The sequence below is a fragment of the Verrucomicrobiia bacterium genome, from assembly GCA_035489575.1.
Taxonomy (GTDB): domain Bacteria; phylum Patescibacteriota; class Saccharimonadia; order Saccharimonadales; family JAGQNK01; genus DATHJY01.
Genome location: DATHJY010000011.1, coordinates 42,669 through 62,006, shown reverse-complemented (window position 1 = coordinate 62,006; position 19,338 = coordinate 42,669). Strand labels below are relative to the sequence as shown.

25 protein-coding genes are annotated in these 19,338 nt (G+C 50.6%); 2 read left to right on the top strand and 23 right to left on the bottom strand.

Annotation, left to right across the window (positions count from 1 at the left end):
• Positions 1-156: 156 nt before the first annotated feature.
• The 10 genes from VK694_04860 to gatC all read right to left on the bottom strand — a co-directional run bounded on the left by VK694_04860 (position 157) and on the right by gatC (position 6,839).
• Entirely contained in the window at positions 157-582 is a 426-nt protein-coding gene (locus VK694_04860; GenBank protein HTE58049.1) for a low molecular weight phosphatase family protein, read from the bottom strand.
• 273 nt (positions 583-855) lie between these two features.
• Positions 856-1,071 (bottom strand): DUF5665 domain-containing protein, encoded by a 216-nt coding sequence (locus VK694_04855; GenBank protein ID HTE58048.1) that lies wholly within the window; start codon positions 1,069-1,071, stop codon positions 856-858.
• A 28-nt stretch (positions 1,072-1,099) separates the two neighbouring features.
• The gene (locus VK694_04850; GenBank protein ID HTE58047.1) at positions 1,100-1,543 is read right to left on the bottom strand and encodes a YtxH domain-containing protein; all 444 of its coding nucleotides are present in this window, start codon (positions 1,541-1,543) and stop codon (positions 1,100-1,102) included.
• A 5-nt stretch (positions 1,544-1,548) separates the two neighbouring features.
• Positions 1,549-1,815 (bottom strand): hypothetical protein, encoded by a 267-nt coding sequence (locus VK694_04845; protein HTE58046.1) that lies wholly within the window; start codon positions 1,813-1,815, stop codon positions 1,549-1,551.
• A 21-nt stretch (positions 1,816-1,836) separates the two neighbouring features.
• Complete coding sequence (locus tag VK694_04840) at positions 1,837-2,718, bottom strand: sugar phosphate nucleotidyltransferase (GenBank protein ID HTE58045.1); 882 nt, start codon at positions 2,716-2,718, stop codon at positions 1,837-1,839.
• Positions 2,719-2,750: 32 nt separating this feature from the next.
• Positions 2,751-3,263, bottom strand: a complete 513-nt coding sequence (locus VK694_04835; protein HTE58044.1) for a hypothetical protein — start codon at positions 3,261-3,263, stop codon at positions 2,751-2,753.
• A gap of 16 nt (positions 3,264-3,279) precedes the next feature.
• A complete protein-coding gene (gene gatB, locus VK694_04830) occupies positions 3,280-4,722 on the bottom strand; it encodes an Asp-tRNA(Asn)/Glu-tRNA(Gln) amidotransferase subunit GatB (GenBank protein HTE58043.1) in 1,443 nt (480 codons plus the stop codon).
• Entirely contained in the window at positions 4,700-5,131 is a 432-nt protein-coding gene (locus VK694_04825) for a hypothetical protein (protein ID HTE58042.1), read from the bottom strand. The genes gatB and VK694_04825 overlap by 23 nt, the downstream gene beginning before the upstream one ends.
• A complete protein-coding gene (gene gatA / locus VK694_04820) occupies positions 5,128-6,552 on the bottom strand; it encodes an Asp-tRNA(Asn)/Glu-tRNA(Gln) amidotransferase subunit GatA (protein ID HTE58041.1) in 1,425 nt (474 codons plus the stop codon). The genes VK694_04825 and gatA overlap by 4 nt, the downstream gene beginning before the upstream one ends.
• Positions 6,549-6,839, bottom strand: coding sequence for an Asp-tRNA(Asn)/Glu-tRNA(Gln) amidotransferase subunit GatC (gene gatC / locus VK694_04815; GenBank protein ID HTE58040.1), 291 nt, complete (start codon positions 6,837-6,839; stop codon positions 6,549-6,551). Before gatC ends, gatA begins: the two co-directional genes overlap by 4 nt.
• A 192-nt stretch (positions 6,840-7,031) precedes the next feature.
• On the opposite strand from gatC, the gene VK694_04810 reads away from it, so the two are divergent.
• Positions 7,032-7,439, top strand: a complete 408-nt coding sequence (locus tag VK694_04810) for a hypothetical protein (protein ID HTE58039.1) — start codon at positions 7,032-7,034, stop codon at positions 7,437-7,439.
• A gap of 140 nt (positions 7,440-7,579) precedes the next feature.
• On the opposite strand, the gene uvrB is transcribed toward VK694_04810, so the two are convergent.
• The 6 genes from uvrB to VK694_04780 form a co-directional block, all read right to left on the bottom strand.
• Entirely contained in the window at positions 7,580-9,544 is a 1,965-nt protein-coding gene (uvrB, locus tag VK694_04805) for an excinuclease ABC subunit UvrB (GenBank protein ID HTE58038.1), read from the bottom strand.
• A 21-nt stretch (positions 9,545-9,565) separates the two neighbouring features.
• Complete coding sequence (locus tag VK694_04800) at positions 9,566-9,832, bottom strand: hypothetical protein (protein ID HTE58037.1); 267 nt, start codon at positions 9,830-9,832, stop codon at positions 9,566-9,568.
• On the bottom strand, positions 9,825-10,388 hold the full coding sequence (locus tag VK694_04795; GenBank protein HTE58036.1) for a hypothetical protein: 564 nt from the start codon (positions 10,386-10,388) through the stop codon (positions 9,825-9,827). Before VK694_04795 ends, VK694_04800 begins: the two co-directional genes overlap by 8 nt.
• Positions 10,388-11,653 (bottom strand): hypothetical protein, encoded by a 1,266-nt coding sequence (locus VK694_04790; protein HTE58035.1) that lies wholly within the window; start codon positions 11,651-11,653, stop codon positions 10,388-10,390. Before VK694_04790 ends, VK694_04795 begins: the two co-directional genes overlap by 1 nt.
• A gap of 92 nt (positions 11,654-11,745) precedes the next feature.
• Positions 11,746-12,750, bottom strand: a complete 1,005-nt coding sequence (locus VK694_04785) for a carbohydrate kinase family protein (GenBank protein HTE58034.1) — start codon at positions 12,748-12,750, stop codon at positions 11,746-11,748.
• A 45-nt stretch (positions 12,751-12,795) separates the two neighbouring features.
• The gene (locus VK694_04780) at positions 12,796-13,707 is read right to left on the bottom strand and encodes a class II fructose-bisphosphate aldolase (protein ID HTE58033.1); all 912 of its coding nucleotides are present in this window, start codon (positions 13,705-13,707) and stop codon (positions 12,796-12,798) included.
• A gap of 87 nt (positions 13,708-13,794) precedes the next feature.
• Here VK694_04780 and VK694_04775 point away from each other — a divergent pair, with 87 nt between their 5' ends.
• A complete protein-coding gene (locus VK694_04775; protein ID HTE58032.1) occupies positions 13,795-14,154 on the top strand; it encodes a hypothetical protein in 360 nt (119 codons plus the stop codon).
• A gap of 5 nt (positions 14,155-14,159) precedes the next feature.
• Here VK694_04775 and VK694_04770 read toward each other — a convergent pair whose 3' ends face one another.
• The 7 genes from VK694_04770 to VK694_04740 form a co-directional block, all read right to left on the bottom strand.
• A complete protein-coding gene (locus tag VK694_04770; protein HTE58031.1) occupies positions 14,160-15,140 on the bottom strand; it encodes a transketolase C-terminal domain-containing protein in 981 nt (326 codons plus the stop codon).
• Positions 15,133-16,017 carry a transketolase gene (locus VK694_04765; protein ID HTE58030.1) on the bottom strand — a complete coding sequence of 295 codons (885 nt, stop codon included), beginning with the start codon at positions 16,015-16,017 and terminating at the stop codon, positions 15,133-15,135. Before VK694_04765 ends, VK694_04770 begins: the two co-directional genes overlap by 8 nt.
• Entirely contained in the window at positions 16,014-16,652 is a 639-nt protein-coding gene (locus tag VK694_04760; GenBank protein HTE58029.1) for a hypothetical protein, read from the bottom strand. Before VK694_04760 ends, VK694_04765 begins: the two co-directional genes overlap by 4 nt.
• 3 nt (positions 16,653-16,655) lie before the next feature.
• Positions 16,656-17,108, bottom strand: a complete 453-nt coding sequence (locus VK694_04755) for an RpiB/LacA/LacB family sugar-phosphate isomerase (protein ID HTE58028.1) — start codon at positions 17,106-17,108, stop codon at positions 16,656-16,658.
• Complete coding sequence (gene gap, locus VK694_04750) at positions 17,109-18,131, bottom strand: type I glyceraldehyde-3-phosphate dehydrogenase (GenBank protein ID HTE58027.1); 1,023 nt, start codon at positions 18,129-18,131, stop codon at positions 17,109-17,111.
• Between the two features lie 78 nt (positions 18,132-18,209).
• Positions 18,210-18,800 carry an NUDIX domain-containing protein gene (locus VK694_04745; GenBank protein ID HTE58026.1) on the bottom strand — a complete coding sequence of 197 codons (591 nt, stop codon included), beginning with the start codon at positions 18,798-18,800 and terminating at the stop codon, positions 18,210-18,212.
• A complete protein-coding gene (locus tag VK694_04740; protein HTE58025.1) occupies positions 18,793-19,326 on the bottom strand; it encodes an inorganic diphosphatase in 534 nt (177 codons plus the stop codon). Before VK694_04740 ends, VK694_04745 begins: the two co-directional genes overlap by 8 nt.
• Between the last annotated feature and the right edge of the window lie 12 nt (positions 19,327-19,338).

The following is a 19,338-nucleotide window of genomic DNA, read 5'->3' as shown; positions in this document are numbered from 1 at the left end:
CAACACAGAGATCCTAATGCGTGCATCGTCTGACTTTTGTTATGGCCGGTCATCGTAGAGGCTGTTGATTCGTGCCTGAAGTGTAACAAAATAAAAAATATGGCTTTTTCGGGGTGAGAAAGATATACGTGAACTACTGGGCGAAGGTGGCTGTGTTTAGCCCTTGGTCTTAATCAACTCATGAATTTTCTGTTCAACCGCATCCTTGGCATGTTTTGTAATTTCATAGCTCCGACCTTTTGGATCAGGTATTTTCCAATATATGTAGTTTGGAGCTGATGACAGCCAGGTGGGCGTGAACTGTTTCGCGGCCATACTAACGACTACATCATATTTGGTGAGCATGTCTTTCGTGAGCTGAGTCTGCACCTTATCCTGGATATTAAACCCAGCGTCACGCATAACATCTACAGTGAAGGACTTAATACCGGGACGCTTGCCGAATTCAGCTAGAGTGTCTCCTGCTCCTTCAACCCGTGTGCCTGCAGAACTTGCATTGGTTGAATTGGTCATATGATTATATAGCGTCTCCGCCATCTGACTGCGGCAGTTGTTGCCTCTGCAGACGAATAGTATTTTCATCTCAATATTGTAGTCTATTCGGATTAAAGCAGATAGAAAAGGAATCAAATTAAACCAAACCAAACTTTTGGAGATAGTGGCCAGAATACAAAGAAAACGCCATGATGTGACGCTCTCTTATCTGTTGATAATACTTTGGCTGTGGCAGCAGGATTCGAACCCGACGTACTCAATAATAATCCTAGGATTTCTTGCAGGTCACCCTAAAAGAGACCTTTTATTGTGGCTGGGGTGAGGGGTTCGAACTCGGCGCTAGCACCGTTCTACGAGGTGTTATTGGGGTTTGCTTTTAACGGTGTCTCTGAGGCCGTCAAGCACGGGGCCTATGAGTGGTGCTGAATCAAACAGGGAGATAATCCAGAGCAGTAATGCCACCAAGATGGTAGCGCCTAGCACACCGCCGAAGCCGGCCACGACGCCTTTTATAAAGCTCATCTTGTAGACGTCACGATGCCTGGCATATCCGGTTTCATAAAGAGTCTCGAGCATTCGCCCGAGATCTTCGTATTGTTTGTCCTTAGGCTTTTTTGGACTGCTGGACATTTTTGCTGACGTATTTTTTTAGATGCTCGACGGCGCTGTTTACTTCTGCGATAGCCTCTTCGAGGTCTTTGTCGTCTGCGTCACCTTCGTGGAGGGCGCTCAGTAGATTGCGAGCTTTCTCGCGGGCGCTGACAGCTGACTCGATAGCTTGGTTGAGCTCGTCTTTTGAACCACTGCCAACATTTTTAGCGAGAGTTTTTGCCTTGCCAATGAGGTCTGTGGCTTCACTGTGCATGACCTTGAGTCGTTTCTCGGCTTCTGTCTTGGTCTTTACGGCGGTGTCTTTTATGTCTTTGCGAGTATCTTTGCCGCTCTTTGGAGCTGTTAAGATGCCAGCGACGTAGCCTGCGCCAGCGGCCAGTGCTGCGCCAATAGCCATGTTACGTCCAGCGTGTTCTTTCTTTTCTTCTTTTGCCATAGGGGTTAGTCCTTCCTTTTTTTGCCTTTTCGATTAAGCACTGCTTCGCTTACCTGTGAGATGATGCGACCAATCGCCATAGGGGTGGCCGCTTTGCTAAAAAAGTCGGCAATGTTTTCTGCTTTATCGGTGATTTGTTCGGCCTTTTCAGAGATGTGTTTTATGTGGTTGGCAATTTTGATGCAAATCGACAGCAAGATAATCCCTAAGATAAGGAAGACTGCAAGTGCTGCAGAAAGACAAATTACGAGGATAGTCTGAGCATTTTCCATTTGTTACCTCATTATATATTACTACTGCAATTTTTGCTGCAGGTAGTCCCGAAGATCCGGCCCGAGCCTGTCGTCGTCTAGGGCGGTATCTATCAGGGCGCGCAAGTATAGTTCTGGACTGCCGGTGTCATGGTAATCACCTTCGATGAAGCGACCGTATACGGTATCTTGCTGAGCCAGCCTGTTGATTGCCCCGGGCAGTTCTAGCTCTCCCCGTGAGCTGGTGTGCTCATCTGCTAATATGGGCAAAATTTCTGGTGTCAGAAGATACCCTCCAATAGAAGCAAATTCTGACGGTGCATCCTTGGCTCCTGGTTTTTCGACAAGGCTATCTAGCCTAAAGCTCTTGTCGTCGAGTTTCTCGCTGATTGCTACCATACCGTACTTGTCGGCGTCTTTGCGGTCTACTTCTATGAGCGAAATAACTGACTTGCCAGTCTGGCTGTAGGTTTCTAGTAGCTGTTGGGCACGGGTAATGTGTCCTGTAAAAAAGTCGTCACCAAAAAACATAAAGAACGGTTCGTCGCCAATAAGATGGGCTGCATTCAGGGCGGGACGGCCATTTCCTTTTGGAAGGCCTTTTTGTCGGAGGTAAATAAAGTTGGCCATCTCAGCGATATCTTTGAGGGTGTCGGCGACCGCATCCTTGCCCTTGCCTCGTAGCTCGTCTTCGAGCTCGAGGGCACGATCAAAATGGTCCTCGATGGCTCGTTTGGTAGGCCCAGTGACTATGATAATATCCGTCACCCCTGCTGCAACCAAATCTTCTACAACTAATTGAATGACTGGTTTATCAATGATTGGCAGCATTTCCTTGGGCATGGCCTTGGTTTGTGGCAAGAATCGAGTGCCAAAGCCAGCTGCGGCGATGACTGCTTTTCTGACTGGTTTGTACTGAGGCATAGAATGAGTATAGCAGACGGGTTTTGGCGGTGTTACCGCGCAGACTCTTTGGCAAGTAGCCGCGTCTCTAGGATCGCTGTTTCTGCCTGGTCTTCGTCGAGCGTATTAAGCTGTGCATAGGCAGCACGTGCTAAATGAGGGGACTTTATCCACTGAACGGCGTGACGTATTTGTGTGTCGGTGGATAGCGTACTGTGTACTGAAGTAGCCTCGGCCTGAATGGCTGGCGGCAATCTGAGGTTGACCTTTCGGTGCAACTGCTCCGGATCATCGGCGACCGAAACAATAATAAGCCGGCCGTACATTTTTGCCTGAGGATGCCACTCTTCTTGGGTGGCAACACCCCATATGCGTTCGCCTTCGTGCCCAAAAAACTCTTGCCGGCTGGACGCTGATTCGGCCGATGCAAAAAGTAGCCCTGCCGCCATTGCGCCAACAGTATACCCCGGCCAGGTTCGCCCGCTTTCGTGAGCTTCTTCTACTTGAGTCGCAATGACGGCATCTACGACCTCTCTAAATTCACATACTAATTCTGATTGGGACATAACAACTACTGCCCTTCTAGGATTCGAGCTGTTTTTTTATGAGTTCTTGCGCAAGCCCAGGATTGGCTTTGCCCTGTGAGGCTTTCATGACCTGGCCAACCAAGAAGCCGATGGCTTTCATCTGGCCTTCCTTGATGTCTTGGGCAGCTTGAGGGTTTTCGGAAAGTACTTGTTGGACTATTTTAGCAATCTCATCTTTGTCTGATACCTGCAGCAGATTCTTGGCCTGGGCAATTTTTTCGGGATCACCGCCATTGTTGAACAATTCTATCCATATGTCTTTGGCGGCTGTAGAGCTGAGTTTTTTGTCTTCTACCATTTGTGATAGCTGTACTACTGCCGACGTGTCTGATTTGTATCGTTGTTGGGCCTCTTCTGCGATGTCAGTGATAACGTTAACAAACCAGTTGGCTATGCGCTTGGCATGAGCTGGTCCATGTTGGTCAAAGACTTCTTTTACAACTGCGGCGTGCTGAGAGGTATCTATGAGGGATTCGGTAACTGCTTCATCTAACCCAAGTTGCTTGAAAACCTCTCGGTAGTCGTGGGGCATGAGTGGCATGCTGTTTTTGGTTTGCTCTAGCATAGCGTCGGTGAGTTCTAAGGGGGGCAGGTCTGGGTCTGGCATGTAGCGGTAGTCGTGGGCTTCTTCTTTGCCGCGCTGGCTAATGGTCTTTTGCTTTGCCTCGTCCCAGCCACGAGTTTCCTGGACGATTTTCTCGCCCTTTTCCAGTAGTTCTATCTGGCGGTCGATCTCGTACTCGGCTGCTTTCTCGACACTCTTGAAGCTGTTCAGGTTCTTGGTTTCGCTGCGGGTGCCCAGTTGATCGGTGGTGCTGACACTGACATTGACGTCAAATCGCATGTTGCCATAGTACAAGCTGGCTTCTGATATGCCGGCGTAGCGGACCAGTAGGTACAGCTCGCGGGCGTAGGCTTTAGCTTCGGCTGGGCTGTGTATGTCTGGTTCGGAAACTATTTCGAGTAGTGGTGTGCCGGCCCGGTTGAGATCGACCAAGCTGTAGTCTTTGCCGGTGGGGTGAGTGCTCTTGCCGGCGTCGGCTTCTAGATGTGCTTCGTGGATGCGCACGCGGTGCTCCTGGCCGTCTAGCCAAAATGTCACGGCACCATCTTTGATGATGGGGTTATAAAACTGTGTTATCTGGTAGCCGTTGGGCAGGTCTGGGTAAAAGTAATGCTTGCGGTCAAAGGTACTAAGCTTTTGTGGCGGCGTGCCCAATGCAAAGGCTGCCTTGATAGCTAGGTCGACCGCCCCCTGGTTCAGGACGGGCAAAGCCCCTGGCATACCCAGGTCGATGTGGCTAATGAGCGTGTTTGGCGGCGCCTCACGGGCGTCGTTGTCTACGGCCGAAAAAAGCTTGGTCTTGGTTTTTAGCTGGACATGCGTTTCCAGGCCAATAGTGACCGTGTATTTTTTACGTGTCTCTGGACTCACCATGAGGTAGTGCTCCTATGTCCCTAAGTGCTTGCCGAAAGCCCATGAGTGCGTCTTTGACGTCGGATTCTTTCAGTTTAAAAGTGGGGTCGGCTATGACTTTTTTGTGTAAGTTGTGCGCAAACCAGGCGCCGTCGTTGTCGCTAAAAGTGTGTTGTGCTGACACCATGCGTTCGCCCATAGTTTTGCCCTTGAACTTGCGCTTTTTTAGGGCTTTGTCTAGCAGGTGGTCGGCGCTTTCGATTGCCTGGGGCCAGGTGTGTTTCTCTTTGCAGAAGTTCTGTAGTTCTTTCCAGCCGACTACAAAATAATTGGCTTTGAGCCTTTTGGGTATCTTCAGGGCGATCACTAGTACGCTCAAGAGCGCGATCATAATACCAACGACAATAATGCCCAGCATTTCTATTCTCATTTGATTAACTCCTCTGTTGTATGTGCGATTGCCAGTAATGCTCGGTCTTGTTTCTGCGGTGCCATCAGCTGCAATCCCACTGGCATATTTTGTACCATGCCAGCCGGTACGCTGACAGCGGGAATCCCCACAAGGTTCACGGCTACAGAGTAAATATCTTGCAAATACATAGCCAATGGATCATTGATGTTTTCGCCAATTTTAAAAGCAGTTGTTGGTGCTACTGGTCCTGCCAGAAAATCTACTGCTTCAAAAGCGGCTTCAAATTCTTGGATGAGCTTTGTGCGCAGCTGTTGAGCTTTACGGTAGTAAGCGTCGTAGTAGCCGCTGCTCAGCACGTAGGTGCCAATCATAATACGGCGCTTGGCTTCGTTGCCAAAGCCTTCGCTGCGTGACCAGTTATAGCTGTCGTCCAGGCTCTTGGCCTCCTTGGACGAGAAGCCATAACGTTGGCCATCGTAACGGCTCAAGTTACTGCTGACTTCGGCTGGCACAATGATGTAATAACAAGCCAAGGCGAGCGGAAGCGAAGGCAGGCTGACTTCTACTACATTGGCACCGGCTTGTTTGAGACGGTCTGTGGTGGCTAGGATTTGCTTTTTGACATCTGGGTCTAGGCCTTCGCCAAAATATTCTTTGATCAGACCAATCTTTTTGCCCTTTATACCGATGTCTAAGTCAGTGTAAGAATTCTTGTCGCGGTCAATGGCGGTACCATCTAGTTCGTCTTTGCCGGCTAGTACCTCTAGTACCTGGGCTGCATCTTGGACTGTTCGCGTAAGAGGCCCAACGACATCAGTACTGCTAGCCATAGCTACGACACCGCTGCGGGATACGAGTCCGTAGGTAGGCTTGAAGCCCACAGCGCCACAGAAGCTAGCGGGCTGGCGAATAGAACCACCGGTGTCAGTACCCAGTGCAAAGGGGACCATATCCAAGATGACTGCTGCCGCCGAACCACCGGACGAACCGCCTGGTACGCGCTCTGGGTCGTGGGGATTTTTGGTAGTCATAAAATCACTGTTTTCGGTGCTGGTGCCATGGGCAAAGGCATCTAGGTTGGCTTTTGCAACTACTATGGCGCCTTCGGTCTCGAGCCTTTCTATAGCTGTCGCCTGGTAAGGTGCATTGAAGCCCTTGAGGATGTTGCTGGCGGCTGTTGTTTCTGACCCAAAGGTCAAAAAATTGTCTTTGGCTATAAAGGGTACGCCTGCCAGGCGTCCGGCTTGTTCGCCCTTGCTTACTTTTTCGTCAATCTGTTTTGCGCGAGCGCGAGCGCGGTCGGCGACTGTGGCTAGCACCGCGTTGAAGTCTTTCTTTTCTTCGATAGTCTTGAGCGCTCGCTCGACTAGATCAGTAGCTTTAGTCTCGCCGGACCGTACTTTGCCCGCTAGGGTTGCGATAGGGTCCCACTGACTCATAGGACTCTCCTTACTTTGAAGTGATCTTTTTCGGTAGCGGGTGCGTTTTTAAGCAGTTCTGCTGGAGTAGGCCCATAGTCTTTGACCACATCGGGCCGGGTGACATTCTTGAGCCCGGTAACTTGATTTGTGGGTTCAAGGTTGCTGACGTCGATGCCCTGTAACTGGTCAATATAGCCTAAAATGGCGCTGATTTCGGTCTGAAACTGCGCTATCTCTTTGTCTGACAGGTGTAGGCGTGCGAGTCGAGCAAGCTTTAATACATCATCACGTGTGAGTTTTGCCATTTCGTATCAGTATAACAAAGGTTTTGTGATTGTGCTGACTAAAGTTCTTATCAGAAAATATATAAGAAGGAAGTAAGATATCTCACAGCTTATGGTTGAACTGAGGTAAATATTTACAATTCAGTATAAAAATTGTATTGTAAGCAACTACAGTTCTTTGCCGTAAGCCCCTCGACAGAGTAGGAGAATGCCTTGCCCGAACAAGACTACCCCATCATCTGCACCCTCACGATCAAAGCCCGGCGTGTTGACATCGTTGACATGACGGAGAGAGCCTTCACTGACCGTCGGCTCGCTCACTGGGACGAGCCTGGCGTGCGCCCTTCGAAGGTCGGTCCCCGGTCTGGCTGGATCATCGAGTTGTGGGAGGTTGACCCCACGGTCCCGCGTGACTCAGGTGGCTTCCGCCTGATTCCACTGAGAACCACAGCAGACTGCCAGACAACGACCTTGTGCTTTCGCGCTCGTCCCTCCGACAGGGGTCGTACGTCGACAGAAGAGAGGTTTGTCCAGGCCCTGGAAGATGTCAACCTCATCATGGGCATGTTCACCACCCTTTCCCCCCAGATCAGAGTCACTCCACGCAAAGTCGCGGAGTAGTTGCAACATCTTGCAGGTGGCGGGGAAACCCAAGGCAGACGCTATTTGCGTCCCCGCCTCCCCGCCACTACCGCCCTTTCTCTGCTCTGTCATATCACCAGAATGCTTAAATTATTTGAGCCTTGTGGTGTTATAAAAATTTACAGTTTGCTCTTAACATCGGCAATGATGTCTCGAAGTTCGGCAGCTTTTTCGAACTCTAGGTTGGCACTGGCCATGTCCATTTGGGCGGACAGATCACGAATGAGGTGTTTGTACTCGTCTTTTGGTATTTTCTTTAGGTCTAGTTTGGCTCGCTGAGCTTCTTCTGGCAGGTCTGGCCGCATGCCTTTTTCGATTTCTTTGGCTATGCCGGTAGGAGTGATGCCGTGTTGTTTGTTATAAGCCTCTTGAATGGTCCGACGGCGATCGGTCTCGTCTAGTGTGCGTTGCATGCTGCCAGTTACGCGGTCGGCATACATAATGACCCGGCCTTCGACGTGTCTGGCGGCGCGGCCGACGGTCTGAATGAGGGCTTGTTCGCTACGCAAAAAGCCTTCTTTGTCGGCGTCCAGGATTGCTACCAGGGATACTTCGGGCAAGTCCAGCCCCTCGCGTAGCAGGTTGATACCCACCACAACATCGTAAGTGCCTAGGCGGAGATCACGAAGAATGTCAGTGCGGTCGAGGGTGTCTACGTCGCTATGCAAGTAGGTCACTTTAATGTTTATGTCTTTTAGGTAATCGGTCAGATCTTCGGACATGCGCTTTGTCAGAGTGGTCACCAGCACACGCTGTCGCTTGGCTATGGTGGCCCTGATCTCGGCAATCAGGTCGTCCACCTGGCCCTCGATGGGCCGGACCTCTATGGGTGGATCGATAAGTCCAGTAGGGCGAATGACCTGCTGAGCGGGTTCGGGGCTGCGTGATAGCTCGTATTGTGCAGGTGTGGCGCTGACGTAGACTACTTTGTTGACATGCTTTTCGAACTCGGTAAAGGTCAGCGGCCTATTGTCCAGGGCGCTTGGCAGCCGAAAGCCGTGCTCTACCAACACCTCTTTGCGCGCACGGTCGCCGTTGTACATGCCGCGGACTTGCGGGATGGACATATGGGATTCGTCTATCAGCAGCAGGAAGTCGTCTGGGAAGTAATCCATGAGCGTAGCCGGCTGCTCGCCTGGTTCACGGTTGGTGAGGTAACGACTGTAATTTTCGATGCCTTTCACAAAGCCTGTCTCTTGCAGCATTTCTATGTCAAAACGGGTGCGTTGCAGCAGGCGCTGGGCTTCGAGCAGTTGACCGTTTTTCTTGAACTGTTGCAGGCGCTGTTCCAGCTCGGTCTCTATGTTGCCAATGGCGACCTTGAGTTTGTCTTGCGGTGTGACGTAGTGAGAGCCTGGGAAGATTTTGTAGTCTTCTAGGTTGGCTAGGATCTCGCCGGTAAGCGGATCAATCTTGGTGATGCGCTCTAGCTCGTCGCCAAAGAATTCGGTGCGGTAAGCTACTTCTTCGCCAGCTGGAAAGATGTCTACTACATCGCCTCGCACCCGGAAGGTACCACGGTGAAAGTCTATGTCGTTGCGACTGTACTGAATGTCGGTCAGCTGGCGCAGGAATTTATCACGTACTCGGCGCTCGCCCCGTTTGACTTCGACAGCCATAGCACCGTAGTCGTCGCGCGAACCAATGCCATATATACAGCTGACGCTGGCTACAATTAATACATCGCGGCGGGACAGCAATGAACTGGTAGCAGCGTGCCGTAACCGATCTATTTCTTCATTTATCTGAGAGTCTTTTTCTATATAGGTGTCGCTGCGTGCTATATAGGCCTCTGGCTGGTAGTAGTCGAAATAGCTGACAAAATAATGGACAGCGTTGTTGGGAAAGAACTTCTTGAATTCGCCATACAGCTGCGCAGCCAAAGTTTTGTTGTGGCTGAGGACCAGCGTAGGCTTTTGGATATTCTGAACCACGTTGGCCATGGTAAAAGTCTTGCCCGAACCGGTAACACCCAGCAATGTCTGTTCTTTGACGCCTTTATTGAGCCCCTCTGTCAATTGGGCAATAGCCGAGGGCTGATCGCCCATGGGCTTGTAATTGGACTGAAGTTCGAATGCAGGCATCCTAATATTGTAGCAGCTATTTTACTGAAACGGATGCGGTACGTTCTGGGCTGGATTTATGTAGCTTTGGCCTTCGTGGACGCACTGTTCTGGATATGACTCTAGGACTGGGTTGCCGGCTGCTATGCAGGTGTCGTAACTATTGACGACTGGGTCTTTGGTAGCCAGGCTGTAGCCGAGCCACATCAGTGCCGCGACTGCGACGGCCGTGATCAGTCCGATTATTACTTTGGGTGGCAGCGGGCGTGCCTGGTATGGGTTTCGTATTTTACGGAGGTATTTACGCATAGAGTGCTTTATATTTGACTCGATCCTTGTCGAGCATGGCGGTTAAGAGTGCTAACAGTGTGGTTGGGTCTTTGTCGAATACCACGTCTTTGTCGCGGTCAGCCCCAGCAGCGTGGAGGATATCCATGATCTCGGTGCCAATTCCGCCGGCGCCTTCCAGGAAGCCAATAGGCGTGTCGGTCTCCATGGCAATGGTAAATTCATGCAGTGTGCCCAGTCGGCCCCCAATACTGATAACGGCATCGCTAGAGTTGATGAGCAGGCTATCCCGGCCAATGTAGTGCAGTCCGGTATAAATAATTGTGTCGTAGGCAGCGATTGGCAGCCGGTATTTTAGGACATGCTCGATCTTGCTAGAGGCAGGGCTGATGCCTACACTCATCTTGCCGCCAGCCTCTTTGTAGGCCTCGGCTGCATAGTTTGGCAGTCCCACTGTGGCACCGGTCATGAGGGCATGTCCGGCTTTGGCTATGGCTGCGCCAGCTGCGCGGGCTAGCATCTTGCCTTCTTCTACGCTTCTGCCTTTGGCTGCGCCGGATACACAGATCTGATACATTAAAAAATCTCCTGTATGGTAAAACTTTGTTCCATGTCCATAGGGGAGATCACTCCATCATCTAGCTGTCGCAAAATCTGTTGCTCTAGGCTCTTTTGCCCCATGTAGCGCATAAATATCTCGTTCCACAGACTATCCCGAAAGTGATAGACCGCGTGGCTGCCGTATGGCAGTTTGTTGATGAAGTTGATCGCTACGTCCATGAGGTTCAGGCTAATTGGGCCCTTATCACTTTGCAGGGCCACAAAATCCATGTCATACCAAAAGTGCAGTGCTGGTTCTATGCGATACAAAGTAGCCTCGGTCTTGCGCCACAAGAGGTCTTCTGGCTGGACGTGCGGTTGAAAGATCTCTGGGTGGTGGTTGGTGTCAGCGTTGCTGCCAAAATACCGATGAATAATTCGCCAATGCACCTGGTGACCAGACATAGAGGCGTGCTTGCCGGGGTCTTCTAGTATGGTGTCTATTACTTCGTGGGCAAAGTTGGGCCGAACCTGTTGCAGCTTGAAGTAGGTGCTATATAGACGGATCTCATTAATATAGTGCAATACCAGCGGCAATACGGCGATAGTCACACCGGGTAGACGCTTGAGCGGTAGCGGCAAAATAGCAATAACACCCATTTCTTTCATGTGTGTAATGTTGTGACGATTCCTCTTGGTGAACGTGTCACTTATGGTGCCCCACTGTTTGGCGTCAAAGAAGTAAAATTCTATGTCGCGTGTCTCGAAGTCGTGGGGCTGAAGGTGTTTGTACTTGCGAGTAAAGGCTGTTAGCCAAGCGGGTGTTTCGGCAAAACGCAGGGCGGCGTATAGCTTGCCAATAGGCTCTCGTTTGAGCATGGAATCTACTGAGCGATACCCGAGTTGCTTCATGACTTTTTTGGGCGGGGTGGCTTTCAGTAGACGCTTGGCTGTGCTGGGCTTGAGTACCCAGGCAGATTTTGGCACGTCTAGCTCGTTAATGTAGCTGGCGATTTTGGGCAAAACACCCTGTACGTCTTCTGGGTCGATGACACCAATGCGGCGCGCCAGGAAACTATCATGGCGTTTGACTAGTTCAATAAGCGCCAGATACAACTCTTCGGGGCGGGTGTCTTTGGGGTCCAGGCCGAGTTCGCGTGACTTTTGGTGTACCTTGCCAATGATCTCGGCTGTCAGACGTACGTCTATACTTTGTTGTCCACTGGCTCTTTCCAGCTGTTGCATGGCAATCGAAAACAGAGGTTCGTCCGCGGCTAATAGATCAGATAAAACCTTGGTCATAGTTAGCATAAGCATACCATTTATTGGGGTCGGCCGTCTAACGAAAACGCGCTGTTAGTCTGGTGTAGAATTGGAAGATTGCTAAGAGTTTACTAGAACTTTTCGGCTCGATACCAGTCGGGTGCGTGTTGCAAGTATTCGTTCAGTTTGTCTTGTGTCAGGAGGCCCTTTTGGGCACCAACTTGTTGTACGACGCTCATAGAGTTGATAGGCGCCCACTGCAATGCACCCTCAATATTGTTGCCCAGCATAATAGCAGCCACAAAGGTTGAAGCAAAAGAGTCACCCGCGCCCGTACGTTCGTATGGTGGAGCTGGATCTGGATATGGTGGCATCTTGAAGCGCGATACGCCATCACTGGCGTATGCTCCGGCTGGTCCATCGGTTATCACAGCAATCTTTACCCCAATTTCGTGGAGTTTGTTTAGCAGGCTGTGGACGTCATCATAATTGCCTTTTGTTACTTCTACAGCTTCTTCGCGGTTGAGGACTAAGACGTCGGCCCGTGAATATAGATGGCCAAGCCGCTCAAGGCCCTCGTCTATTTGGAAGGTGCCCGGCTGAAAAGCAAATTTTACCTCTGGGTTATCCCGGAGCCAGTCTGCAATATCATCATGATAGTCCAGAGAATTTTTACTGACCGAGCTAAAATAGATCCACTTGGGAATTTCCTTTGGCGCCAGTTTGGGCCAGTGGTAGTCGTACTCTTCGTGTTTGATGAGTATGGTACGTTCTTCTCGGTACCATAGGACATAGTGATAGTTGCTTTTTTTGTCGGGATTGACCCGCACAAAGCGAGTGTCTACCTTGTCTTGGTGTAAGCTGCTAATCATATCGCGGCCAGCTTGGTCGCCACCGACGTTGGTAATAAAGCCACTGTTGAGGCCCAGGCGCGAAAAGCTGACTGCTGCATTGGCCGCATTGCCAACGGCTTCTAGTACTTCCACATGGTCAAATGGTACTTTCTGGCCAAAAGGAATGGCCAGCCATTTACCGTCTTCGTTCTCATAGGTAACACCCTGGTCTTCGTATAAACGAATAAACGCATCGGTAACAATGTCGCCCACGCTCAAGACGTCTATTTGATTATGACTCATAGCAGTGTCCCACCTCTTTTATCATGCTTATGTTTAGTCTATCAACTATGGCTGGGCTTTGCCAGCCGCATTAAACATATCTATTTTGCTTTCTACCACCAGCCGCACAGATTCTATAACTTCGTCCATGAGCTTCACGATGGCAAACTCGTGCGGGTTGTCGTCTAGTACTTGCTCTAGTGTCTTGCGATAAGCCACGCGCATGTCGGAATTGATGTTGACCTTGGTGACGCCTACTTTCACGGCCTCTATAAAATAGTGCCCGGGTGTACCGCTGCCACCATGCAGCGAAATATTGCAGTCTATGGCTGCCCGAATCTCACGCAGTAAGTCGATATCGAGTTTCTTGGGTACTGGATACTTGCCGTGTAGGTTGCCTATAGCCGCAGCAAAGGTGTCTATGCCAGTAGCATCTACAAAATCACGTGCACTGTCCGGGGTACTGAATGTCTTCTTGACCTCTTCGTAGTCAAAGGCTTTGGTGAATAGGTTGGAACCGCCGCCAAAGTAGTGCGGTTCGCTCTCTATCATCGCCCCGGTAAGGCGGGCGTAATCTACGATCTGCCGGGTTTCGGTGATGATCTCTTCTACGGTGGCATCCTTACGGGCCTGGCTGATGTCTATATGGATGAACTCATAGCCAGCCTCTATGCCGGCGATGGCAGCGGCGACTGAAGGGCTGTGATCTAGATTGACATAAACCTCAGTGCCAAATTCTTCCTTGTAGTTGTCCACCATATCGCGAATATTATCGAGACCCAAAGCCTCTACCTCGCCATGGCTGACTTCTACCATCAGCGGTGCATTTTTGTTTTTGGCAGCGTGCATGACTGCCTTCAGGATGTCTTGGTTGTCTAGGTTGAAGGCGCCCAAGGCGAAATGTTCGTGCTGGGCACGCTCCATAGCAGCCCGGGCTTTGCTACAGTTGGCCCGCATTTGAGTAAGAGATAATGACATGCCCCCAGTATAGCATTCCGCTCGTGCTTGCACTGGGCCTGAAAAATATTGATAATCACATCGCATACATGACAAAGGAGCGACTTCATGGAAATACCTGGAAAATTATTAGCATTCGGAGCCGCAGCAACACTGTCCCTGGCAGCTTGTGGCGGCGAGCCTGGCACGCCTACTACACCCGAGAGCACCGTGTCGGATCCAGATGCTGCCTATCCGGTGACGCACACTTACTATAAGAACCAGAGGGTTACAGAAATAGGTGATGCAGAAAACGTCGACCACTCAACGGTCGTCGCTTACTGCGAGGGACCGGATCTCGTAGAGGCCAGCCTCGGGTTTCGTGAGCCAAGCGAAATTCGTTCAGTTGGCCACACTGCCTGTGTAGATCACGTACTCAGTGCCAGTGATTTTGACGACAGTTCTTCTACCGACACAACCGTTGGCTAGATACCCTATTTTTTATCAACAATATGATGGGCCGCCAGGGCAATATGCTTGGCGGTCAGCCCAAAGTGCTCCAAAAGCTCATCTGGCTTGCCAGATTCACCAAAGCGATCTTTCATGCCCATGCGCACCATTGGTGTGGGCAGGTTTTCACCCAGCAGCTCGGCAATTACGCCTCCCAGGCCGCCGTTTATTTGAGCTTCCTCGATAGTGATAACGGCCTTGGTCTTGCCTACGCTGGCTAGAATAGTGGCTGCGTCGAGGGGCTTGATGGTGGGACAGTGCACAACTTCTGCGTCGATGCCATCTTTGTACAATTTTTCGGCTGCCACTAAAGCCTGATAGGTCAGATTGCCAGTAGAAATAATCGTTACGTCTTTGCCTTCTGAGAAAACATAGGCTTTGCCGATTTCGAACGGAGTTTTGTCAGTGGTAAACACCGGGCTATCGGCCCGGGCCAGACGTAAGTAGCCGGGGTTGATCTTGTCGCGTGCCAGGGCTAGTGTGGCCTTTTCGGCCTCTACGCTGTCGCCTGGTGCTATGACCACCATGCGGGGTAACACTCGCATGAGGGCGATATCTTCTAGCATTTGGTGAGTGGCTCCGTCCAGCCCGACCGACACACCGGCATGTGAACCAACGATTTTGACTGGTCGCTCGTTGAGGCAAATAGTAGTGCGAATCTGCTCCCAGTTACGCCCAGGGCTAAAAGCGGCATAGCTACTGACAAATGGTATCTTGCCCATGGCGGCCATACCCGAACCAACAGTTACCAGGTTTTGCTCTGCCACGCCTATTTCTATAAAACGGTCAGGAAAGGCATCTCTAAAAGCAGCCATATTGGTCGAATCTGTCAGATCGGCACAAGCGGCTACAATAGCTTCGTCAATTTCGCCGGCCTTTTTGAGGCCGCGGCCAAACCCTTTGCGAGTGGCTTCTTGTTTTATATCTTCGGCCAAAATATCTTCGATTAAATAATGCTTACTCATGTTCGCTCCGGATTTTACCCTTTAGGGTCCGCAAATCATGCAGTGCTTCTTTGGCGACCTTGTCTAGTTTTGGCGAGCCGGGTGTTTCTACAAAATATCCATGCCAGTGGTAGTCGTATTCCATGAACGGTACGCCCTTGCCTGGTACGTTGTGGGCAATAATCATGACGGGTTTTTCGACAATGGCACGGCCCATAGCGCAGGCGTCTATGACGGACTCTATATTGTTGCCGTCTATCTCTATGACATGCCAGCCAAAGGCTTCCCACTTATCTTTCAGGGGCTCTAGCGGCATGATTTTTTCAGTTGGACCGTCTATCTGGATATTGTTGCGGTCGGTGATGGCGATGATGTTGTTCAGCTTGTACTTGCCAGCCAGCATGGCTGCTTCCCAGACATTGCCCTCGTTTTGTTCGCCGTCTCCCATGACGACATAGATCCAGCGGTGGAGCTGTTTGTTCATGCGCATAGCCAGGGCCATACCGGCGGCTTGACTCAGGCCGCAGCCCAGTGGCCCACTAGTGTTCTCTAGCCCGGGGAGGCGAGTTCTTTCGGGGTGGCCCTGCAAACGCGAGCCGAACTGACGCAAGGTTTTGAGCTCTGACTTGTCAAAAAAGCCGGCATGCGCCATGGTGACGTACTGTATTGGCACACAATGTCCGTTGCTTAGGAGCACTATATCGCGTTCGTCCCAGTCTGGTCGCTTGGGGTCGTAGCGCATGATATCAAAATACAGGGCGGTAAAAATATCAGCTAGACCAAGCGGACCGGCACTGTGACCTGACCCTGCATGCTCCAGCATGCGAATAAGATCCTCGCGAATCTCGTAGGCTTTTTGCTCAAGCTGTTCTAGTGTTAACTTTTTTGTCTGTGTCACTGGCGGTCCTCTAGTATAGCTTTCAGTTTAGCATAAGCGTCCTTGGGATTGGGGGACTTTTGAATGAATCCGCCAACATTCAAAATGTCGACGCCGCCATCGGCCAGTGTCTTGATGTTCTGGTCGTTGATACCACCGTCCCAGCTGATTTCGGCGTCTGGGTGGTGGGCTCTGACCTTCTGCACCTTGTCCAGGCAACCCAGGTCGGCCTGGCCGCCATGGTGACCCAAATTTCCGCTGAAGATTAATACGTGGTCAAAACTATGCATAATTTGAAAAGCATGTTCTATGGGTGTGTCATGCAGAATGGCCAGACCTACCTGTATATCATGCTTGTGGAGCTCGGCCGCAAAGTGCATGTGGTGGACATGGGCTTCGTTGTGAATAACCACTAGGTTTGGCTTGAGCTTGATAAGCTGGCTCAAGTAGTTCATAGGGTTTTGGTACATCAGATGTATGTCGGCAGTTACATCATGTGGCCACCAAATGCGTTCGAGCTCTGGCGAGGTGGTAGGTGCAAACTGGCCATCCATGAGGTCTATATGTACGCGCTTGGCAAAGGGCGTTACTCGCTCCATTTGCTCGCGATACTCATGCGGCTCGTAGGCCGTGATAGTCGGACATATAACTGCCATGGGCTATCCCTGGCCTACTTCGTCCATTTCGCGGATACGGCGCTTATAACGATCGGCACCCGCGAAGGAGGTGTTCAGGAAAGTCTCTACGATAACTTTGGCATCGTCTTTTTCGAGTGTTTTGGCTGGCAGACAGATGATATTGGCGTCGTCGTCATTGCGGCTGGCCCGCGCAGATTCGCGGTCATAAATCATAGCAGCACGAATGTGCTTGAACCGGTTGGCAGTCATACACATGCCCTGGCCGCTTCCACATAGCAGGATGCCGCGTGGCTCTGGGTCGTCACTGGTTAGCACATCTTTTACTACCTTTTGGGCAAATACCGGGAAGTCGTCCTCTGGGTTCAGCTGGGTCAGGCTTTCGTCCTGTACGTCATATCCGGCTTTTTTGAGATACTCAACCAGCATATTTCGTAAGTAAAAACCGTTGTGATCCGTCCCGATATAGACTTTCATTTACGCTGCTTTCTTGTGCAAGAGGCGTCCGGTATCGGCAACAACCTCTACCAAACGGTTGCTATAGCCCCATTCGTTGTCGTACCACACCATAACTTTTACGAGGTTACCGCCTACGACCTTGGTCAATAGTAGGTCAACGGTGCCAGAGTTGCTATTGCCGATATAGTCACTAGATACCAGTGGCTCATCGCTCACTCCCAGGATGCCCTGGAAGAACGGTTCTTTAGCGGATTTTCGGAAAACGTCGTTGATTTCTTCGACAGTGGTATCTTTTTTGAGCAGCGCTGTAATGTCGCTGATAGAAACAACAGGCGTTGGAACGCGAATACTCAGGCCATCAAACTTGCCCTTGAGCTGTGGTAGGGTCAGGGTGACGGCAATGGCTGCACCAGTGGTAGTTGGCACCATGTTTTCGGCGGCGTTGCGGCCTTCACGTAAGTCTTTGTTGGGCGCGTCCTGCAGGGCCTGGCTGGCGGTATAGCTGTGGACGGTGGTTAGCATAGACTTCTCGACACCAAAGTGGCTGTCTAGAATTGCCATCACCGCACCAAGTGAGTTGGTGGTACAGCTGGCGTTACTCAGTACTTCTGTTGCACCTTCCAGCTTGTCGTCGTTGGCACCCAGTACAATGGTGTCTACGCCATCACTCTTGGTGGGGCCAGATATGACCACACGCTTGGCACCTGCCTTGATGTGTAGCTCGGCGTCTTCTTTTTTGGTAAAGCGGCCAGTGGATTCTATGACTACGTCTATTTCCATGTCTTTCCATGGCAAAGTACTTGGGTCTTTTTCTGCCGTGACTACTATCTTGTGGTCGTCTACGATGATATGTTTGTCGTCAAATGTTACTTTTTTGTTGTAGGCGCCGTAATTGCTGTCGTGTTTGAGCAGATACGCCAGCGTCTTGGTGTCGGTAAGATCGTTGATAGCCACAATCTCTGCGTCTGTTCGATCAAATGCTATTTTAAAAGCATTGCGGCCAATTCGGCCAAATCCGTTTATAGCTACTTTTGTCTTCATGCCCACCTCTTAGATTAGATTTTCTGTCGTGCTAGTGCCTATTGTATAAGCGTAAGAGGTATGAAGCAATATCTATATCTAGCGGTCGACTTCTTGGCCCTGGAACTCTGGCAGCGCCAGCAAGTCATCTAAAGACTTCAAGTTATCGAAGAGGTCTCGGGCCTCGCCCATAGAGCCGACTTTGTCATCTATGAGCTTCTTTAGAGACTCAAATGATTCCTGGCGTATGGTGATTTTCTCGCCCCCATCTTGCTGGGGTGTGGACCTTTTTCTGACATCTGTAGCCATGTAGACATGAATAAACCACTCGATTTTTACAAAAGGTTGCCTGACGTCTATCAGTCGCCACTGGCTAAACTCGTAGCCTGTCTCTTCTTGCATCTCACGCTGAGAGGCTTCTAGTATAGAGGCGTCATCTGGGTCTACCCGTCCGCCCGGAAAGCTCACCCCTGAGCCCGCATGGGGTTGCTCTTCGTCGATGACGAGTATTTTGTCACCCGTTACACCAATGACCACGATTGTGTCCACTCGCTTGATCATCTCGAAGGTTGTGTCTGAGTCATCGAATAGCTTTTGTTGCCAATGGTATACGTCATAGATAACACCGTGAAAGACCCGTTCCGCTTGGTCCGGTACTAGTACGGCGTCTTTTGGAACGACCTTACGCATCTGTTTTGAAGCGCTCGACGCACTCCACTATGATCTTTTTCGCGTCGTCGGCGTTGCCCCAACCCAAGACTTTGGTAGTGCCGGGCTTTTTGAGGTCTTTGTAGTGGTTGAAGTGGTGTTCGATCTTTTGTTTCCACTGTTCGTGGATTTGGTCTAGGCCCTGGATTTGGTCGCCGGTGTTGCGGTCGTCTACGGGCACACAGATAATTTTGTGATCCATCTCGCCGTCATCTTCGAAGTTTAGGACACCAATGACACGAGCCTTCAGATATACCCCTGTAGGAATCGGATCATTTGTAATGACCAAGGTGTCTAGTTCATCACCGTCACCGTCCAGCGTTTGAGGGATAAAACCATAGTTGGTAGGTTTGGCAAAAATACTGGGTTCTACGCGGTCTAGCTCAAACAAGGCCAGTTTGCGGTTCCACTCTATCTTGAGGGTAGACCACTTAGGAATTTCAATAATGGTATTAATAATGCCGCCATTTACGTTACCGGCGTCTAAAACAACATTAAAATCAGGCATGGAATCTCCTTT

What these genes read in the sequence shown, in the direction of transcription:
- VK694_04860 (HTE58049.1), bottom strand. Translation starts at nt 582, where the DNA reads ATGAAAATACTATTCGTCTGCAGAGGCAACAACTGCCGCAGTCAGATG.
- VK694_04855 (HTE58048.1), bottom strand. Translation starts at nt 1,071, where the DNA reads ATGCTCGAGACTCTTTATGAAACCGGATATGCCAGGCATCGTGACGTC.
- VK694_04850 (HTE58047.1), bottom strand. Translation starts at nt 1,543, where the DNA reads ATGGCAAAAGAAGAAAAGAAAGAACACGCTGGACGTAACATGGCTATT.
- VK694_04845 (HTE58046.1), bottom strand. Translation starts at nt 1,815, where the DNA reads ATGGAAAATGCTCAGACTATCCTCGTAATTTGTCTTTCTGCAGCACTT.
- VK694_04840 (HTE58045.1), bottom strand. Translation starts at nt 2,718, where the DNA reads ATGCCTCAGTACAAACCAGTCAGAAAAGCAGTCATCGCCGCAGCTGGC.
- VK694_04835 (HTE58044.1), bottom strand. Translation starts at nt 3,263, where the DNA reads ATGTCCCAATCAGAATTAGTATGTGAATTTAGAGAGGTCGTAGATGCC.
- gatB (HTE58043.1), bottom strand. Translation starts at nt 4,722, where the DNA reads ATGGTGAGTCCAGAGACACGTAAAAAATACACGGTCACTATTGGCCTG.
- VK694_04825 (HTE58042.1), bottom strand. Translation starts at nt 5,131, where the DNA reads ATGAGAATAGAAATGCTGGGCATTATTGTCGTTGGTATTATGATCGCG.
- gatA (HTE58041.1), bottom strand. Translation starts at nt 6,552, where the DNA reads ATGAGTCAGTGGGACCCTATCGCAACCCTAGCGGGCAAAGTACGGTCC.
- gatC (HTE58040.1), bottom strand. Translation starts at nt 6,839, where the DNA reads ATGGCAAAACTCACACGTGATGATGTATTAAAGCTTGCTCGACTCGCA.
- uvrB (HTE58038.1), bottom strand. Translation starts at nt 9,544, where the DNA reads ATGCCTGCATTCGAACTTCAGTCCAATTACAAGCCCATGGGCGATCAG.
- VK694_04800 (HTE58037.1), bottom strand. Translation starts at nt 9,832, where the DNA reads ATGCGTAAATACCTCCGTAAAATACGAAACCCATACCAGGCACGCCCG.
- VK694_04795 (HTE58036.1), bottom strand. Translation starts at nt 10,388, where the DNA reads ATGTATCAGATCTGTGTATCCGGCGCAGCCAAAGGCAGAAGCGTAGAA.
- VK694_04790 (HTE58035.1), bottom strand. Translation starts at nt 11,653, where the DNA reads ATGACCAAGGTTTTATCTGATCTATTAGCCGCGGACGAACCTCTGTTT.
- VK694_04785 (HTE58034.1), bottom strand. Translation starts at nt 12,750, where the DNA reads ATGAGTCATAATCAAATAGACGTCTTGAGCGTGGGCGACATTGTTACC.
- VK694_04780 (HTE58033.1), bottom strand. Translation starts at nt 13,707, where the DNA reads ATGTCATTATCTCTTACTCAAATGCGGGCCAACTGTAGCAAAGCCCGG.
- VK694_04775 (HTE58032.1), top strand. Translation starts at nt 13,795, where the DNA reads ATGGAAATACCTGGAAAATTATTAGCATTCGGAGCCGCAGCAACACTG.
- VK694_04770 (HTE58031.1), bottom strand. Translation starts at nt 15,140, where the DNA reads ATGAGTAAGCATTATTTAATCGAAGATATTTTGGCCGAAGATATAAAA.
- VK694_04760 (HTE58029.1), bottom strand. Translation starts at nt 16,652, where the DNA reads ATGGCAGTTATATGTCCGACTATCACGGCCTACGAGCCGCATGAGTAT.
- VK694_04755 (HTE58028.1), bottom strand. Translation starts at nt 17,108, where the DNA reads ATGAAAGTCTATATCGGGACGGATCACAACGGTTTTTACTTACGAAAT.
- gap (HTE58027.1), bottom strand. Translation starts at nt 18,131, where the DNA reads ATGAAGACAAAAGTAGCTATAAACGGATTTGGCCGAATTGGCCGCAAT.
- VK694_04745 (HTE58026.1), bottom strand. Translation starts at nt 18,800, where the DNA reads ATGCGTAAGGTCGTTCCAAAAGACGCCGTACTAGTACCGGACCAAGCG.
- VK694_04740 (HTE58025.1), bottom strand. Translation starts at nt 19,326, where the DNA reads ATGCCTGATTTTAATGTTGTTTTAGACGCCGGTAACGTAAATGGCGGC.